The sequence below is a fragment of the Nocardia amikacinitolerans NBRC 108937 genome, from assembly GCF_001612615.1.
Lineage (GTDB): Bacteria > Actinomycetota > Actinomycetes > Mycobacteriales > Mycobacteriaceae > Nocardia > Nocardia amikacinitolerans.
Genome location: NZ_BDAU01000035.1, coordinates 56,654 through 73,763, shown reverse-complemented (window position 1 = coordinate 73,763; position 17,110 = coordinate 56,654). Strand labels below are relative to the sequence as shown.

Here is a 17,110-nt window from a genome sequence, read left to right as displayed (position 1 = left end):
GCCGCAGGTTCGCCTCAGCGGTGCGCGAGCGTCGCCGTCACCTCGAACAGCGCCGTGCGGAGCAGGTCGGCGTATGAATCCACATCGATGACCGCGGCGTCGGCGTGGATCGAGACGGTGACGGTGTCGCCGAGGCCGTGCACGCCGTGGGTCAGGTGCATGACCGCGCCGAGGGCGGGGAAGCCGCCGGTGCAGCGGACCGGGCCGCCGCCGAAGGTGAGATCGGCGGGTCCGCGGTGGACGCTGGAGACGACCGTGTGGCCCGCGATCGAGTCGGGCACGCTGTCTATGGGATAGCGGTCGACGTCGCGGCGCAGGATGGGGGCCGGGGTTACGGCGGTGACGCGATCCTGCGCGGACAGCAGCGGATGCTGGGCGCGAAGCCGCCGTTCGGCGAGCGCGGCGGCGACCCGGTCGGCACGCAGACGCAGATCCGGTTCGTCGATGAACAGTTCGACGCCGAGGCTCCGATAGTTGTTGTGGGACAACGACTCACTCGAAAGCGCCATCGGCACTTGAGAGCCGAGTCGCGAAACCGACTCACCCTGCACCGCAAGGTATTCGGCGAGCGCGACGGACACGGCGGTCAGAACCACGACGGTGATCGTCCAGCCGGGAACGCGAAGCTCCTCGGCAGCGCACACGATCATCCGCGCCCGATGGTCGATAACACCTTCGGCCCCAATCTTGTTCACCGCGCTCGGCGCGAACCCGGGACCCGGCGGCGGCACCTTTCCCGCTTCCGTCAGCGCGGCCAACTCCGACTGCGCCTGATACGCGCGATATCCGCGAACCGCCGTGCGAACCATCCCGGCGGGTATCCGAGCGGCACCCCACACCGCGCCCGGAATCCGCGAACCTCGCAGGGTCGCAAAGAATTCAGCGGCGATCTTTGAGACTTCGGCCCGCCGCACCCCATCGGTGGTACCGGAACTGCCACGTCCACGGACTGGCGCAACCGCTGCCCCGCCGAACGCCTGCCGGAGTTCCGCGCGGTTCTTGTCGGCAGCCAAGCCTGTCGGGCCGGTCCTCACCGCCTGTTCGGCGGCTTGCGGCGCTCCGCGATCTACTGCGAGCTCATCGGCTTCCGCCGTCGAGCGATCCGCCGCGGACCCGTCAGCCTGCCCCGCCTGCCCGTCCGTCACGAACTCGTCGGCCGCCCGGTCGATCAGTTCTCCCGCCGTCCGATTGGCAGCTTGTCCCACGGCGTGATCCTCCGCGGACGGCCCGGCCGCGTGATCTTCTTCGGGCTCGTCGGGTTGCCCCTCCGCACGATCCACCGCCGCCTCGGCGACGTGCCCTTCCCCGCGATCGGCGGCGAACTCCCCGGATATCCGCGCCGCCAACCGGCCGACAACGCGGTCATCCGCAGCGCGTCCGGCCGATGCACCACCGGCTGCACCCGCAGCCCTCGGCTCACCGTCGTACCCATCCCCCTCGGAAAACAACTCCCGCGCGATCCCCGCCGCCCGCCTCCCATCCGCCAGCGCGTGCGACATCTGAAGCACCACCACGGTGGCGAGCTCGTCGTCCGAGGCCCGCATGGGCGCCCCCGCGACACCGCGGAAGACGTGCAACTTCCACGGGTGAACGGTGGCGTCGACGCCGGTGCCGAGCAGGTCGCCGAGCGCGGCCTCCACCGCGGCCCAGTCCGGGCGCGGCAGCGGGTGCTCGACGAACTGGTCCGCGGAGTATTCACATGGCACCCAGGACGGATAGGCGAGATCACCGGGCGTCTCGCGCAGCCGGACCCGCAGGGCCGGTATCCGCGCGCTGCGGGCCGCGACGGCGGTGCGCAGCGTCTCGGTCGGCGCGCCCGCGTCGGCGAAGCTGTAGAGGAGGAACAGATCGTTGCGGGTTCGGGCCGACAGCCAGAACATGGTCGCGTCCTGTGGCGCCATCGAACTCACGCGGGAGACGATAGCCCTTCCGAAAACTATCGATTCCGCGCGGCAACGCTGCTACCGTCTGTAGTAGACCCATTCCACACACGCACGAGCGGAGTGTCGGCCATGGCGAACGGACTCGCGCGAACAGCCGGCGAACAAGCTGATGCGGCGGATCAGCGATATCGGGGCGCGGCATTCATGAAGCGGTCGATCAACAAGGTCTTCCCGACCCACTGGTCGTTCCTGCTCGGTGAGATCGCGCTCTACAGCTTCATCATCCTGCTGCTGTCGGGCGTCTATCTCACGTTGTTCTTCGATCCATCGATGGCGCACGTCACCTACGACGGCGCCTACCAGCCGCTGCGCGGCGTCGGCATGTCGCGGGCGTACGAGACCGCGCTGAACATCTCCTTCGAGGTGCGCGGCGGTCTGTTCGTGCGCCAGGTGCACCACTGGGCGGCGCTGCTGTTCGCGGCCTCGATCATCGTGCACCTGTTCCGCATCTTCTTCACCGGCGCCTTCCGCAAGCCACGCGAGGCGAACTGGGTGATCGGCTCGCTGCTGCTGATCCTGGCGATGTTCGAGGGCTTCTTCGGCTACTCGCTGCCCGACGACCTGCTGTCCGGCACCGGACTGCGGGCCGCGTTCTCGGGGATCACGATCGGGATCCCGGTGATCGGCACCTGGATGCACTGGCTGATCTTCGGCGGCGACTTCCCCGGCGAGATCATCATCCCGCGCCTCTACATCGCGCACGTGCTGCTCTTCCCCGGGATCATGCTCGCGCTGATCGCCGCCCACATCGCACTGGTCTGGTACCAGAAGCACACCCAGTTCCCCGGCCCAGGTCGCACCGAGAACAACGTGGTGGGCGCGCGCATCGTCCCGGTGTTCGCCGCGGATCAGGGCGCGTTCTTCGCCTTCACGCTCGCCGTCGTCGGCCTCATGGGCGGCTTGTTCCAGATCAACCCGATCTGGAACCTGGGCCCGTACAACCCCTCCCAGGTCTCCGCCGGTTCGCAGCCGGACTTCTACATGATGTGGACCGACGGTCTGGCGCGCCTGATGCCGCCGTGGGAGCTGTACCTGGGTCGCTACACGGTCCCCGCCTCGTTCTGGGTGGCGCTGACCATGGGCTTGGTGTTCGTCCTTCTCATCTCCTACCCCTGGATCGAGAAGCGCCTGACCAAGGACCACGAGGCGTACCACAACCTGCTACAACGCCCCCGTGACGTTCCGGTGCGCACCGCGATCGGCGCCATGGCGATCACGTTCTACGTGGTGCTCACGATCTCCTGCGTCAACGACATCATCGCCTACAAGTTCGACATCTCGTTGAACGCGACGACCTGGGCGGGCCGCATCGGCGTCCTCCTCGGACCACCGATCGCGTACTTCATCGCCTACCGCCTGTGCCTCGGCCTGCAACGCAGCGACCGCGCGGTGCTCGACCACGGCATCGAGACGGGCGTCGTCAAGCGCCTGCCGCACGGCGAGTACATCGAGGTGCACCAGCCGCTCGGCCCGGTCGACGAACACGGCCACCCGATCCCGCTGGAGTACCAGGGCGCTGCGGTGCCGAAGAAGATGAACCGCCTCGGTTCGGCGGGCAAGCCGGGCACGGGCAGCTTCCTGCGCGCCGATCCGGTGGCCGAGTCCAACCGCAACCTCGCCATCGAGCACGAAGAGGAACACCGGCAGCTCGCGGTGTTGCGGCGCTACCAGGATCGCTTCGCCGGAAACGGCCACGACGAAACCGAATAGCTCGCAGTCGAATTCGAGCGCGCGAAGGCCCCGAGCCGATAGGACCCGGGGCCCGTGCTGACAGCTCGTCGGACCTGATGTTCAGGCCTTGCCGAACTCCCCCGCCGATACTCCGCTCAGGAATGCGTCCCACTCGCCAGGGGTGAACGCCAAGACCGGGCCGACGCCCTTGTCCTTGGTGTCGCGGACAGCCACATTGCCGCCGTCGAGAAATGCCACTTCCACGCAGTTCCCGTCGGGGCCGCTGTATGTGCTCTTACGCCACACAGCGCCCGTCAAATCAACTTCCACGGCACTAGCTCCTTTGCTGCGTCGAGAACGGGAATTTCCAACCGAGATCGTTCTAACTAGCACCGGCATCCGGCGTGGAACGTCGAATGCCGTGGTGCGCCTGGTGGTAGCGCGCAACCATATCGGTGCGCGGTATCGCACTGAAGTTCGGGACGAATACGCCCCGCGGGTTGCCCCCGCGGGCTAAACCCTAGCAGGTTCACCGAAGGATTTGCCGGTCTCTTGCCAGTTCAACCATCCTATTTGCCAAGCTTGCGAAGGCCTCGAGTTGCGGAGACATTGCCGGTCCTGAGATTTCCGGCGAAAAGGCGCGGACGGCATGCATTTGTTCCGGCGTGATTGGTCCGTGATCCGTCGATCGAGGCACCGAGGGCCGCCCCCTCGCGGCGCAGGCTGGACACCGTGTGGATCATGGATCTTATGGTCGAACGCCCACGCGACGAGGCAGGTCGCGCCCGCAACCCCCGCCCACGAGACCGGTTCGGCCGCCCGCTACCGCTCGGTAGCGAGGGCGTGCCGAGAATTCCAGACGATCTGAATCTGCCGCCCCAGCAAACCCTTACCCTCGCCCAGCAACTTTTGGACGACGGTCTGGCATTCAATGCACACGAGGTATTGGAGGCGGCATGGAAGAACGGACCGTTCGCCGAAAGGATGCTGTGGCAGGGACTCGCGCAATACGCGGTCGGTCTGACACACATACAACGCGGTAATCCGAAGGGCGCGCGTACCCTGCTCGGTCGCGCGGTCGGCCGACTGCGGGCCTACGAACCAGGCGATAGCGGCAATTCGGACGACGATTGTCATGACGACGGCGCGGACGACTCGACAGAACTCCGAAACCGCACGCTGCCCTATGACATCGATGGCGCGGGACTCATCGCGCGGGCCGAAACGCTGCTCGCCGCGTTGGACTCCGGAGCCGCGATCACCGAGGACGACCTCAAGCCGCGGCTGCGCGTCCGATAACCGTCGGCGCGGACGCCTACCATGGCAGTCGTGCCCGCCGCCCAGCTCGACTCACTCGCCCGAGGCGCTGGCCGCTATGCGCCGAGCCCGTCCGGCGACCTGCACCTGGGCAATCTGCGCACCGCACTGCTCGCCTGGCTGTTCGCGCGATCGAGCGGACGGCGGTTCCTGATGCGGATCGACGACCTCGATCGGGTGCGCCCCGGCGCGGCGGAACGCCAGCTCGCCGATCTCGCTGCCATCGGACTCGACTGGGACGGCCCGGTGGTGCGCCAATCCGAGCGCCTGCCACACTACGACGCCGCCATCGAGCGGCTCACCGCCGCCGGTCTGACCTACGAGTGCTACTGCACAAGAAGGGAAATCCAGCAGGCCGCGACCGCACCGCACGGGCCGATGGGCGCCTACCCGGGAATCTGCCGCACCCTTGGCCCCGAGGCTCGCGCCCGGCGCAGGGCCGAGGGCAGGCCCGCCGCGCTGCGCCTGCGTGCCGCGGCCGCCGACTTCGAGGTCGTAGACGACCTGCACGGCCGCTACCGAGGCCCGGTCGACGACGTCGTGCTGCGCCGCGGCGACGGCACGCCCGCCTACAACCTCGCGGTGGTGGTCGACGACGCCGAGCAGGGCGTAGACCAAGTGGTGCGCGGCGACGACCTGCTGCCGTCCACCCCGCGCCAGGCCTACCTGGCGAGCCTGCTCGACTTACCCATCCCGCGCTACGCGCATGTGCCGTTGGTGCTCAACGAAAACGGTCAACGGCTGGCCAAGCGCGACGGCGCGGTGACGCTCGCCGACCGACGCGCCCTGGGCAACACGCCCGACCAGGTTGTGAGCTTGCTCGCCGGCTCGCTCGGCTATACCGCGAGCACGCCGTCGCAGCTCCTCGAACGTTTCGATCCGGCGCGACTGCCGCGAGAACCTTGGATCCTGGCCGTCGATGGGTTGTTGCAACCCAGTGGGTGTCCGTAACGTACCGAATTGACCACTGATCAACCGATCACCACGAGGACACAGCATGACGAGCGGTGGGTACGACCCCAACCAGAATCCCCAGGGCGGGTACGGCCAGCCGTACCCGCAGGGCCAGCCGCAGTACGGGCAGCAGCCGCAGTACGGTCAGGACCCCTACGGGCAGCAGCAGCCGCAGCAGTACGGGCAGCCGCAGCAGCAGTACGGTGCGCAACCCCAGTACGGCCAGGACCCTTACGGCCAGCAGCCGCAGTACGGGCAGCAGCCGCAGTACAACCAGGATCCGTACGGCCAGCCGCAGTACGCGCAGCAGCAGGGTTACGGGGCAGGTGGTTTCGGCGGTGCGCAGCCCGGTGAGCTGTGGCCGCGCTTCGCCGCGCGCCTGATCGACAGCCTCATCGTGGGTATTCCGGCGGGCATCCTCCTCGCGTTCGTGGGGGCGGCGCTCGGCGGCGGCTTCGTCGCCAATATCGTCACCACCGCACTGTCCGGCGCCTTGATGCTGGCCTACTTCGTGGGCATGGAGACCACGCAGGGCGCGACACTCGGCAAGAAGATCCTCGGCCTGCGAGTGGTCGCGCCCGGCGGCGCGGCCAAGATCGACCCGGTGACCTCGCTCAAGCGCAACGTCTTCCTCGCGGCGAACGTGGTCTACTGCCTGGGCAACCTGGTCGCGTTCGGTCTGATGATCTACATCGCCGTGACCATCGAGCAGGACCCGAACAAGCAGGGCTGGCACGACAAGTTCGCGGGCGGCACCCAGGTCGTCAAGGGCTGACCCACCCCGGCAAACACTCAGGGGGCGCTCCCCGCACGGGAGCGCCCCTGAGTCGTTTCGGCACAAGCCATTCGGCGCCAGTCCTGGACGCGAGTCGCTGTCAGCGCCAGTCGTTTTCAGCGTCCTGCCGTTTCAGCATCAGCCGCTTCCGGCGCGAGCTGTTGCCGGCGCGAGCCGTTAGCTGCGGATCGTTCGGCGACTCACCACCCCGCGACGACGCCCACAAAGCTGAGCACCCAGTACAGAACGCCGAGCACGAGGCCGCCCGCACCGACCCACACACCGGCCTGGGCCATGCCTTTGCCCTCGTAGTTGCCTGACTGCTTCATCTGATTCAGCGCGACGACACCGAGCACCAAGCCGATGATGCTCGGCAGCAGGAAGCAGCAGGACGCGACACCGGCGATGGAGACGATCATCGCGGCGATCGCAAGACCGTTGGAGCCCTGGCTCGGCGGCTGGCCGTACGGCTGATAACCCTGGGGATAACCGTAATTCGGCTGCTGCGGATAGGGCGCCGGTCCCGACTGGTACGGCGAACCGCTCGCGGGCTGCTGGTAGTTCGGGTACGGCTGCTGCTGTTGCGGATACTGCGGCTGCGACGGCGGCGGCTGCTGCGGATACTGCGGGGCGGAGGGGTACCCGGTCGGTTCGGAGTTCGGATACTGCGGTACCGAGCCCTGGGCGCCGGAGTCCGGCGACACGCCTTGGCCGCCGTACTGCTTCCACCACTCGTCGGAATCGCCGGGATTCGTCATGGGTACAGCGTAATGGGCGCGGGGGGACCCGGTCCGCCCAAAATTTGGCACGGCCGCGGCGATGGTCCGTCCTGCACGACCGACCGTCCCACGCGACCGAGCCCCAGCTGGGAGGATGATGCCCGTGAGTGATGTGCATAAATCCGAAGAACACGAGGGGTCTGGGCGCCCCGCGCCGGACCACGCGGCATTCGCCCAGGTCGCGCGGGGGTACTACACACCGATCGTCGCGCTGTTCACCGCGACGCTGATCATCTCGAATATCTGCGCCACCAAGGGCGTCGAATTCTTCCGCGACGAATCGGTCACGGTGGGACCGTTCCAGATCCTGCCGATCGTGACCGACGGCGCGTTCTTCCTCTTTCCCCTGGCCTACGTCCTCGGCGACGTGCTGAGCGAGGTGTACGGCTTCCGCGCCACCCGGCGCGCCATCTACTACGGCTTCGGCGCCCTGGTGCTGACCGTGCTGTGCTTCGCGATCGTGCTTCGCCTGCCCTCCGCCGGTTTCTACGAGAACCAGGAGGCGCTGCGCAGCATCGTCGGTCCGGTGCCGCGGCTGGTGATCGCCGGTCTCGCCGGATATTTCGTCGGCCAGCTGCTGAATTCCGCGACGCTGGTGCTGATCAAGGAACGGACCAAGGAGAAATACCTGTGGGCCAGGCTGATCGGCTCGACCGTGGTCGGCGAATTCGCCGACACCCTGATCTTCTGCTCGATCGCCGCGGCCGCCATCGGCATCGAAACCTGGCAGCAGTTCGTGAATTACGTGATCATCGGCTTCCTGTGGAAGACGCTGGTCGAGGTGCTCGTCATGCCGCTCACCTACCGGGTGATCGCGCTGCTGAAGAAGCACGAGCCCGGTTACGCGCCACGCGCGGTCGACCCGCTGCACGCGTAGAGCGCGAGTCGCTCAATCCCCGCCTCGCACACCGCCGAATGCGAGGCGGGGATGCGCCTCAGGCAGTGCGGGCCTGCGACTACGGCGTGCGGATGCGGCCCTTCCAGCGGCCCAGTGTTTCGGCCTTGAACTCGTCGAAAGTGCCGTCGTCGATACTGGCGCGAATTCGGTCGACCAGGCGAACGGTGAAGCGCTCGTTGTGAATCGTGCACAACGTGGCGGCCAGCATCTCCTTGGCTTTGAAGAGATGGTGGATGTAGGCGCGGGTGTAGTTCGCGCAGGTGTAGCAGTCGCAGGTCTCGTCGATCGGGGTGAAGTCGCGGCGGAAGCGACTGGTGTTGATGTTGAAGCGGCCCTCGGCGACGTAGATGGCGGCATTTCGGGCGACGCGCGACGGATTCACGCAGTCGAAGGTGTCCGCGCCGTTCTCCACCGCGACGAAGATGTCCTCCGGCTCGCTGATGCCGAGCATGTGCCTCGGCTTGTCCTGCGGCAGTTCGTCGCAGCACCAGCCGACGATGGCGCCGAGATTGTGCTTCTCCAATGCGCCGCCGATGCCGTAACCGTCGAAACCCGTTCCGCCAACGCCGCGGATCGCCTCCAGTTCGCGACATGCCTTGCGGCGCAGGTCTTCGTACTGCGCACCCTGGATGACGGCGAACAGCGCCTGGTAGGGCCGGTGCGTGCGGGCCGAGGTCAGCCGCTCGTGCTCGTCGATGCAGCGCTGCGCCCATTCGTGCGTGCGCTGTAGCGACTTCTCTTGGTAGGCACGGGTGTTCAGCAACGTGGTGAGCTCGTCGAAGGCGAACATGATGTCCGCGCCGAGCTGGTGCTGGATGCCCATCGAGACTTCCGGGGTGAACCGGTGCGTGGAGCCGTCCAGGTGCGAGCGGAAGGTGACGCCGTCGTCGTCGACGGTGGCGAGGCGCTCCTTGCCCGCAGCGATCACGTCGTCGCTGCGCACGTCGACGGCCTCCATCGCGAGCACCTTCTTGAAGCCGACGCCAAGCGACATCACCTGGAAGCCGCCGCTGTCGGTGAAGGTGGGCCCCGGCCAGTTCATGAACGCGCCGAGTCCGCCCGCCTCGTCCACGATGTCCGCGCCCGGTTGCAGGTAGAGGTGATAGGCGTTCGCCAGCAGCGCCTGCGCGCCGAGCTCGCTCATCGTCTCCGGCAGCACCGCCTTGACCGTCGCCTTCGTGCCGACGGGGATGAACGCCGGCGTCGCGATAGCGCCGTGCGGCGTCTGAATGACACCCGAGCGACCGTGCCGCCCGTCCAGCCGGGCGCCAACGCTGAAGGAGAACGATTCCGCTGCTGACACGCCCCTCATCCTCTCAGGCGCCCCAACCCACCCCGCGCCGCCCATCCGCTGCCCTTGCCACCTAGCGCTCGACCACCCCATTGCCTGCCGCGCCCGTGGTCATCGCCGCCCACCTGCTCGCCCGCGGCCATCCGCCGCTCAACCACTGCTGCCTCGCCCGCCGCATCCGGCCCTGCTCCGGGCCACCGCCGCCAGCCGCCAGCCCACATCACCAACGCACGACCACGCCACCACCGGATCGCCCCGCCGCACGCCCCGCGCCGCGAAACCCGAACTCGCGCCACCCGCCGGTCCGAGCCGCCCGTCCGCTGCCACCGCCACCCGCCCCGCTCTAGCACCCTCGCGGTCGTCGACCGCCGCCATCGCCGCCTGCCGCGCCCGTGGTCATCGCCGCCAGTCGCTCGTCCACCGCTCGCCGCTCGCCGCTCGCCGCTCGCCGCTCGCCGCTCGTTGCCAAGCGCTGGCCTCGCCGTCCGCCCGCGACCATCGCCCATCCAACACTGACGTCGACACCCGGCCCGACCACGGTGATCGCCGCCCACCGGATCCCGCACCCGTCGGGGACACCGCCGCCCGTCGCCAATCCGCATCACCAACGCACGACCACGCCGCCGCCCGCAACGCCAGCCGCCGCCCGCGGAATCGAACCGCGCGACCGCCGCCGGCCAAACCGCCGTTCGCGTCGCCACCTCGTGCCCATCCGACCACCTCGCGGGCAGTCCCCGCTAATTCCGGCAGGTGCGACTCGAACCCGTAGGCGTCCAGCTCCGCGAGAAACTCACCCGGTTCGACCAACTGGTCGATGTGCCGAACTCCGGCTGGAAAGGATCCGACGCGCTGCACCAGCAAGGCGGCCACTAGGCCAGTTGCGTGACTCTGCCGGTGACCGGCGAACCAGGCCGACGTGGCACCCGACTCGGCGACCACCGCGAACCGTTCCGACCCGACGTGCACGCGCGCGAGCAACCACTCGGCCACCCGCCCGCGCATCAGGCGCGCGAGGAACGGCCGACGTGCCGCGCCGATCGACCAGGTCAGCGAGCGAGAGTCGAGGGCGAGACCGGTGCGCGCGTCGTCGATCCCCAGGGTGTGCACGAGTGTGTATTGATCGGAGAACGGGAAGCGGTGGACCACGCGACCGCCCTCGGGGAAGGCCATCCGCCAGGAGCCGGACATGGTGCCGAGACCGTCGAGTGTCCAGCGCAGTGCGGCCGGACCGTGCGCCTCGCCGGATCCGAGGACGGCGCCGATTCGAACCGTCCGCCCGCCCGAGAATTCGACCACCCGGCGGGCCAGCAGATTCGACACACCTGGTATCAGTCCGACGCTGAGCACACCGACGGCGTCGTGCGCCGCCGCCAGGTCGTCGAGTTCCTCGATGCCGCGCAGAACCCCGTGCGACGCGCTCACGTCCAAGTAGTGCACGCCGCGTTCGAAGCAGGCGCGCGCGACCCTCGCGTTGTCGAGTTCGGCGCACATCAGCACGACCGACGCGTCGTCAAGCACCTCGGCCAGCTGCCGGTCGTCGGCGATGTCCGCCCGAACCATCTCGGCGCCGTCCACCGCCCGCGCCCGCTCGGGACGACGGCCGACGAGCCGCACGCGCTGACCAGCGGCGACCAGCGCGCCGGCCGCTTCGCGCCCGACAGTGCCGTATCCGCCGAGAATGACCACCGTCATGACCGATTCCTCACTAGAGTTCGACTCTAATCAGATATAGACTTCGGTCATGAGCGCCGTCAAGGGGACGACCAAGCGGGCCCTCAAGGCCCTGGAGACGCGTCGGCGGATACTGGCCGCCGCAGGCGAGTTGTTCGTCGAGCAGGGCTACGGCGCGACGAACCTGCAAGAGATCGCCGCGCGCGCGGGCGTAGCGGTGCAGACCATCTACTTCACGTTCGGCAACAAACGTACGCTGCTGAAGGAGCTGGTCGACGTCACGATCGCGGGCGACGACGAACCGGTCGCGACCATGGAACGCGAGTGGTTCCGCACCGCCATGGCCGCGGCGACAGCGCAGAAGCACCTGCGCGCGCACATCGCGGGCACCCGCCCGGTCCTCGAACGCATCGCGCCGATACACAAGGTGATCGAGACGGCCGCGGCGACCGACCCGGAGGTCGCGGCGATGTGGCCCGCGGACCAGCCGGACCCGCGCTACACCGTGCAACTACGCACCGCCACCACCTTGATGACGAAACCCGGTGCGCGCCAAGACGTCTCACCCGAAGAAGCCGCCGACCTCCTCTACGGCCTGCTCAGCACCGAACTGTTCCTGCTACTCGTCCGCACCAGAGGCTGGACACCCCAGCACTGGGAGGACTGGGTCTACACCACCCTCCTCCCCCAACTCTGCGAATGAGGAACCGAGGCGTGCCGTCGCCCTCCGCCTGAATAGCTTGCAGCGCAGCGATATTCGCGGCGCCCTCGGCGAGCAGGCCTCGAATCTCGCGTAGCACGGCCGAAGCCCGGTTCGAGCTGACGCGTCAGGCTTCGGCCGCCGCGGCCGCGAACTGCGCGCTGTAGAGCCGGTAGTACGCACCGCGCTCCTCGAGCAGCCGCTCGTGCGTGCCGTGCTCGACTATCCGTCCCGCCTCCATGACGACGATCAGATCGGCGTCGCGGATGGTGGAAAGGCGGTGGGCGATGACGAAACTCGTCCGGTCTCTGCGCAGCGCGGCGGTGGCGTGCTGGACCAGCAGTTCGGTGCGGGTGTCGACCGAGCTGGTCGCCTCGTCCAGGATCAGGATCGAGGGCTTGGCCAGGAAGGCGCGTGCGATGGTGATCAGCTGCTTCTCACCCGCGCTGACGCCCGAACCCTCCTCGTCGATGATCGTGTCGTAGCCGTCGGGCAGCGCGTGCACGAACCGGTCGACGTAGGCCGCCGTCGCCGCGGCGAGGATCTCCTCTTCGCTCGCGTTCGGATTGCCGTAGGCGATGTTCTCCCGGATGGTGCCGCGGAAGAGCCAGGTGTCCTGCAAGACCATGCCGATCCGCGAACGCAGGTGATCGCGGGTGATCTCGGTGATGTCGACGCCGTCGATGGTGATCGTCCCGGCGTCCAGCTCGTAGAAGCGCATGAGCAGGTTCACCAGCGTGGTCTTGCCCGCGCCGGTCGGCCCGACGATCGCGACAACGTGCCCCGGCTCCGCGACCAGCGAAAGCCGCTCGATCACCGGCTTCTCCGGCACGTACCGGAACGAGACGGCCTCGAACTCGACCCGCCCGCGATCCACCGGCCTGGTGTTCTCCATGACCGGATCGGGGCTCTGCTCCTCGGCGTCGAGGATCTCGAAGATCCGCTCGGCCGAGGCCACGCCCGATTGCAGCAAGTTCGCCATCGCGCCGATCTGGGTCAGCGGCTGACTGAACTGCCTGGAGTACTGGATGAACGCCTGCACCTCGCCGAGCGAGAGATGACCTGTGGCCACCCGCAGACCGCCGACCAGCGCGACCAGCACGAAGTTCACGTTCCCGAGGAACATGATCGCGGGCATGATCAGGCCCGAGATGAACTGCGCCTTGAAGCTGGATTCGTAGAGCGCCTGGTTGCGCTCGTCGAACTGCCTGCCGACCTCGCGGCCTCGGCCGAACGCGGTGACCACCTCGTGGCCGGTGTATGCCTCCTCGACCTGGGCGTTGACCAAGCCGGTGTACTTCCACTGGTCGACGAAGTGCGGCTTGGACCGCTTGGCGATCTGCGCGGTGACGACGATCGCGCCCGGCACGGTGAGCAGCGCGATCAGCGCGAGCAGCGGCGAGATCCAGAACATCATGATCAGGATGCCGATCACCGAGAACACCGACATGAGCAGCTGGCTCATGGTCTGCTGCAAGCTCTGCGAGACGTTGTCGACGTCGTTGGTGACGCGGCTCAGCACGTCACCGCGCGGCTGCGAGTCGAAGTAGCGCAACGGCAATCGATGGATCTTGTCCTCGACATCGCTGCGCAGCCGCTTGACCGTCCGGTTGATGACGATGTTGAGCAGGTAGGCCTGCAACCAGCCGAACACGGAGGCGCCGACGTAGAGCGCGAGCACGAGCAGCAGGACCCGGCCCACCGCGCCGAAATCCACGCCGACACCGGGGATCACGTTCATGGCGCTGAGCATGTCGGCGAGGGTGTCGTTGCCGCTCTCGCGCAGCCGCTCGACGGCCTGCTCCTTGGACAGCCCGCGCATCGCCTCGAGGTTCTTGCCGACCACGCCGTCGAAGACCAGGTTGGTCGCCTTGCCGAGCAGGTACGGGCCGAGGGTGTTGAGCACCACCGAGACGACCGCGAGGCCGACGATGCACCAGACGTAGAACCGTTCCGGGGCGAGCCTGCGCAGCAGTCGCTTCAGCGACGGACCGAACGACTTCGCCTTCGCGTCCGGTGACCCGGGAGTGGGAGCCCCTGGCCTCATCGCGCCTCCTCCACACTCAGCTGAGACGCCACGATCTCCTCGTACTCGGGACAGTCGCGCAGCAATTGCTCATGGGTGCCGATGCCCGCCATCACGCCGTCTTCGAGCACGATGATCTGGTCCGCGTCGCGGATGGTGGCGATGCGCTGGGCGACGATGATCACCGAGGCGTTCACGGTCTCCGGTTTCAGCGCCTCGCGCAGCCTTGCGTCGGTGGCGACGTCGAGCGCGGAGAACGAGTCGTCGAACAAGTAGATCCGCGGTCTGCGCACAAGTGCTCGCGCGATGGCGAGGCGCTGGCGCTGACCGCCGGAGACCGTGGTGCCGCCCTGCGCCACCGGCGTCTCCAGACCCTGCGGCATCTCCCGCACGAAGTCGGCGGCCTGCGCGATCTCGAGGCAGCGCCACAGTTCCTCGTCGGTGGCGTCCGGGTTGCCGTAGCGCAGGTTGCTCGCGACCGTGCCGGAGAACAGGTACGCCTTCTGCGGAACCAGACCGATCTGTTCGCGCAGCACTTCCAGGTCGAGGTGGCGGACATCGGTGCCGCCCACGTACACCGCGCCGTCGGTGACGTCGATCAGCCGCGGTATCAGGTTCAGCAGCGTCGTCTTGCCGGAACCGGTGGAACCGACGATGGCCGTCGTGGTGCCCGGCTCCACCTGGAAACGGATCGCGCGCAGCACCGGCTTCTTCGCGCCGGGAAAGGCGAACTCGCAGAACTGCAAGTCGATCGAGGCCGGATCGCCTTTGAACGGTTGCGGCAGGCGCGGCGGCAGCACCGAGGACTCGGTGGCGAGCACCTCGCCGATTCGATCCGCCGAGACCGCGGCGCGCGGCGCCATCATGGCCAGGAACGACGCCATCATGACCGCCATCAGGATCTGCAAGATGTAGGACAACATCGCGGTCAGCGAGCCGATCTGCATCTCGCCCGAGTCGATCAGGTGCCCGCCGAACCAGATCACCGCCACCGCCGTGACATTGCTGATCAGCATGACCGTCGGGAACATCAGCGCCATCAGCCTGCCGACCCGCAGCGAGGCCTCGGTGAGTTCGCTGTTGGCGACGCCGAAACGCCAGGTCTCCTGCCGCTCCCTGACGAACGCGCGCACCACCCGGATGCCGGTGATCTGCTCGCGCAGCACCCGGTTGACCGCGTCGATGCGCTCCTGCATGTCCCGGAACCCGGGCACCATCCTGGCGACGACGACTCCCATCGCCAGCGCCAGCGCGGGCACCGCGATGAGCAGCAGCCAGGAGAGACCCAGGTCTTCGCGCAGCGCCATGACGATGCCGCCGACGCACATGATCGGCGCCATCACCAGGATGGTCGCCGACATCACGATGAGCAGCTGAACCTGCTGAATGTCGTTGGTGTTGCGGGTGATCAGCGAGGGCGCGCCGAACATGCCGACCTCGCGCGCGGAGAAGGTGCCGACCCGGTGCACCAGCGCGCCGCGCAGGTCACGACCCGCGCCCATGGCCGCCTGCGCGCCGAGATAGACCGAGAAAGCGGACGCGACGATCTGCACACCCGTGACCGCGAGCATCCACAGGCCCGTTGTCCAGATGTAACCGATGTCACCCTTCGTGACGCCGTTGTCGATCAGATCGGCGTTCAGGCTGGGCAGGTAGAGCATCGAGATGACCGAAACCAGCTGGAGCGCAACGACCCCCGCCAGTTGTGCGCGGTAGGGATACAGATGAGCTCTGAGCAGTCGGATCAACATGATGCTTCGCAGGCTACCGGCAATCGCGGACACCAGTCGTGGCGTTTTCCTCTAGGCGGAACCGCAGCTCAGCGCCGCTCCCAGGCGCCGGGGTCGCCGGTGAGCGCGTCGACGAACTCGGGCAACCGGTCGGCGACGATGTCGGCGACGGTCACGTTCTCCAGCACCGCGCGGATGTTCACACGCAACGCGATCCACACCGACTGCAAGGGCTCGGCCGCGCCCGGATACTTCACGTCCTCGGGCCGCTGCCCGCGCACCGAGGCGAGCGGGCCCTCGATCGCGCGGATCACGTCGGCGATGGAGATCTCGGCCGCGGGCCTGGCCAGCGAATACCCGCCGTCCGGCCCGCGCCTGCTGACGACAAGCTCGGCGCGGCGCAGCTCGCCGAGCACGGTCTCGAGCACCTTGGGCGGAATGCGTTGCGCGGCCGCGATGGAGTCGGCCTTGATCTTGGCGTCCGGCGTGGCCCGGGCGATCTCCAGCAGGGTTCGCACCGCGTAATCGACCTTCGCGGTGATGTGCACGGCTACTCCCAGGCGTGTTCGACGACGCGCACGAATCTACGCGGTGCCGCAGGCGGTCAACACGCAGGTCGCCGAGTCCAGCAGGGTGGTCTCCAGCAACGAGTCCTCCGCGCCGGGCACCAGCTCCTTCGAAATCAGCGCGACCCCGAGCACCTCGAGCGCCGCGCAGGCCCGCACCCGCGCCTCGTCGGTGGGATTCGGACCGGCCAGCCAGTCGCGCAGCACCCGATTCGAGTCCATCAGGTCCGGATATCGGTCGGCCATCGCGTTGACGATCGCCACCGCGTCGCGCACGCACAGCGCCCCCGCGTCGCGATGCCGGATGAGCCCGCGCAGGTGCGCACGCAACACCGCGCGCACACCCTCGGCGTTGTACGGAACGGCGTCGATGTCCTCCACGACCGAACGCAGGTGGTCGATGATCGGATCGATGATCGCCAATAGCAGATCGAGCTTCGAGGGGTAGTGATAGTACAGCGAAGCCTTTGTGATTCCTACCGCATCCGCGACCTCACGAAGGCTCGTCTGCTCGAATCCCTTGGCGGCGAATAGCTTCACAGCGGCGTCGCGGATCGCGATCTTAGTGCCGCTACCTGCGATAACGCTGTCGGGTGCGTCGGGGCCGGCCATTGGATGATCCTCTCGTCAATTCTGCGCGGGGCTAACGTTGCCACCAAAATTGAGGTTGTACCTCCGCTTACTCGCTCGGTAGTCTACCTACCGCACGGTAGGCAGAAAGCGAAAGTGGAGGCGGGGACAGGCAGGGCGCCCCGCGAGAGTGCTGTCTACGCGCCATGATCCAGCACG

Annotated in this window: 15 protein-coding genes; 6 read left to right on the top strand and 9 right to left on the bottom strand. The window is 67.7% G+C overall.

The features are described from left to right. Positions 1-14: 14 nt before the first annotated feature. A complete protein-coding gene (locus NAM01S_RS25675; RefSeq protein ID WP_253799199.1) occupies positions 15-1,901 on the bottom strand; it encodes a wax ester/triacylglycerol synthase domain-containing protein in 1,887 nt (628 codons plus the stop codon). Positions 1,902-2,012: 111 nt separating this feature from the next. Between NAM01S_RS25675 and qcrB the strand changes: the two genes are divergently transcribed. Continuing rightward, a complete protein-coding gene (gene qcrB / locus NAM01S_RS25670; RefSeq protein WP_067789760.1) occupies positions 2,013-3,653 on the top strand; it encodes a cytochrome bc1 complex cytochrome b subunit in 1,641 nt (546 codons plus the stop codon). An 81-nt stretch (positions 3,654-3,734) separates the two neighbouring features. Here qcrB and NAM01S_RS25665 read toward each other — a convergent pair whose 3' ends face one another. Beyond that, a complete protein-coding gene (locus NAM01S_RS25665; protein WP_067789758.1) occupies positions 3,735-3,944 on the bottom strand; it encodes a DUF397 domain-containing protein in 210 nt (69 codons plus the stop codon). Between the two features lie 420 nt (positions 3,945-4,364). Here NAM01S_RS25665 and NAM01S_RS25660 point away from each other — a divergent pair, with 420 nt between their 5' ends. The 3 genes from NAM01S_RS25660 to NAM01S_RS25650 are packed head-to-tail and all read left to right on the top strand — an operon-like array spanning position 4,365 to position 6,660. After that, the gene (locus NAM01S_RS25660; protein ID WP_067789879.1) at positions 4,365-4,913 is read left to right on the top strand and encodes a DUF309 domain-containing protein; all 549 of its coding nucleotides are present in this window, start codon (positions 4,365-4,367) and stop codon (positions 4,911-4,913) included. A 30-nt stretch (positions 4,914-4,943) separates the two neighbouring features. After that, positions 4,944-5,882: a tRNA glutamyl-Q(34) synthetase GluQRS gene (gene gluQRS, locus NAM01S_RS25655; protein WP_253782193.1), complete on the top strand. Its 939-nt coding sequence runs from the start codon at positions 4,944-4,946 to the stop codon at positions 5,880-5,882. A 46-nt stretch (positions 5,883-5,928) separates the two neighbouring features. Then, entirely contained in the window at positions 5,929-6,660 is a 732-nt protein-coding gene (locus tag NAM01S_RS25650) for an RDD family protein (protein WP_067789752.1), read from the top strand. Positions 6,661-6,860: 200 nt separating this feature from the next. Here the strand turns inward: NAM01S_RS25650 and NAM01S_RS25645 are convergent, their stop codons facing one another. After that, positions 6,861-7,418, bottom strand: coding sequence for a DUF4190 domain-containing protein (locus NAM01S_RS25645; protein ID WP_067789749.1), 558 nt, complete (start codon positions 7,416-7,418; stop codon positions 6,861-6,863). Between the two features lie 115 nt (positions 7,419-7,533). Here NAM01S_RS25645 and NAM01S_RS25640 point away from each other — a divergent pair, with 115 nt between their 5' ends. Then, the gene (locus NAM01S_RS25640) at positions 7,534-8,316 is read left to right on the top strand and encodes a queuosine precursor transporter (RefSeq protein WP_067789746.1); all 783 of its coding nucleotides are present in this window, start codon (positions 7,534-7,536) and stop codon (positions 8,314-8,316) included. 79 nt (positions 8,317-8,395) lie between these two features. Here NAM01S_RS25640 and tgt read toward each other — a convergent pair whose 3' ends face one another. After that, positions 8,396-9,649: a tRNA guanosine(34) transglycosylase Tgt gene (tgt, locus tag NAM01S_RS25635; protein ID WP_067789743.1), complete on the bottom strand. Its 1,254-nt coding sequence runs from the start codon at positions 9,647-9,649 to the stop codon at positions 8,396-8,398. Positions 9,650-10,024: 375 nt separating this feature from the next. Then, the gene (locus NAM01S_RS25630) at positions 10,025-11,320 is read right to left on the bottom strand and encodes a saccharopine dehydrogenase NADP-binding domain-containing protein (RefSeq protein WP_067789740.1); all 1,296 of its coding nucleotides are present in this window, start codon (positions 11,318-11,320) and stop codon (positions 10,025-10,027) included. Positions 11,321-11,369: 49 nt separating this feature from the next. Between NAM01S_RS25630 and NAM01S_RS25625 the strand changes: the two genes are divergently transcribed. After that, a complete protein-coding gene (locus NAM01S_RS25625; RefSeq protein ID WP_067789737.1) occupies positions 11,370-12,002 on the top strand; it encodes a TetR/AcrR family transcriptional regulator in 633 nt (210 codons plus the stop codon). 124 nt (positions 12,003-12,126) lie between these two features. Here NAM01S_RS25625 and NAM01S_RS25620 read toward each other — a convergent pair whose 3' ends face one another. The 4 genes from NAM01S_RS25620 to NAM01S_RS25605 form a co-directional block, all read right to left on the bottom strand. Further along, entirely contained in the window at positions 12,127-14,046 is a 1,920-nt protein-coding gene (locus NAM01S_RS25620) for an ABC transporter ATP-binding protein (protein ID WP_067789734.1), read from the bottom strand. Beyond that, positions 14,043-15,776, bottom strand: a complete 1,734-nt coding sequence (locus NAM01S_RS25615) for an ABC transporter ATP-binding protein (RefSeq protein ID WP_067789877.1) — start codon at positions 15,774-15,776, stop codon at positions 14,043-14,045. The genes NAM01S_RS25620 and NAM01S_RS25615 overlap by 4 nt, the downstream gene beginning before the upstream one ends. A gap of 68 nt (positions 15,777-15,844) precedes the next feature. Continuing rightward, positions 15,845-16,303 carry an RrF2 family transcriptional regulator gene (locus tag NAM01S_RS25610; RefSeq protein WP_067789731.1) on the bottom strand — a complete coding sequence of 153 codons (459 nt, stop codon included), beginning with the start codon at positions 16,301-16,303 and terminating at the stop codon, positions 15,845-15,847. Positions 16,304-16,339: 36 nt separating this feature from the next. Beyond that, positions 16,340-16,933 carry a TetR/AcrR family transcriptional regulator gene (locus tag NAM01S_RS25605; protein WP_067789728.1) on the bottom strand — a complete coding sequence of 198 codons (594 nt, stop codon included), beginning with the start codon at positions 16,931-16,933 and terminating at the stop codon, positions 16,340-16,342. Positions 16,934-17,110 lie beyond the last annotated feature (177 nt).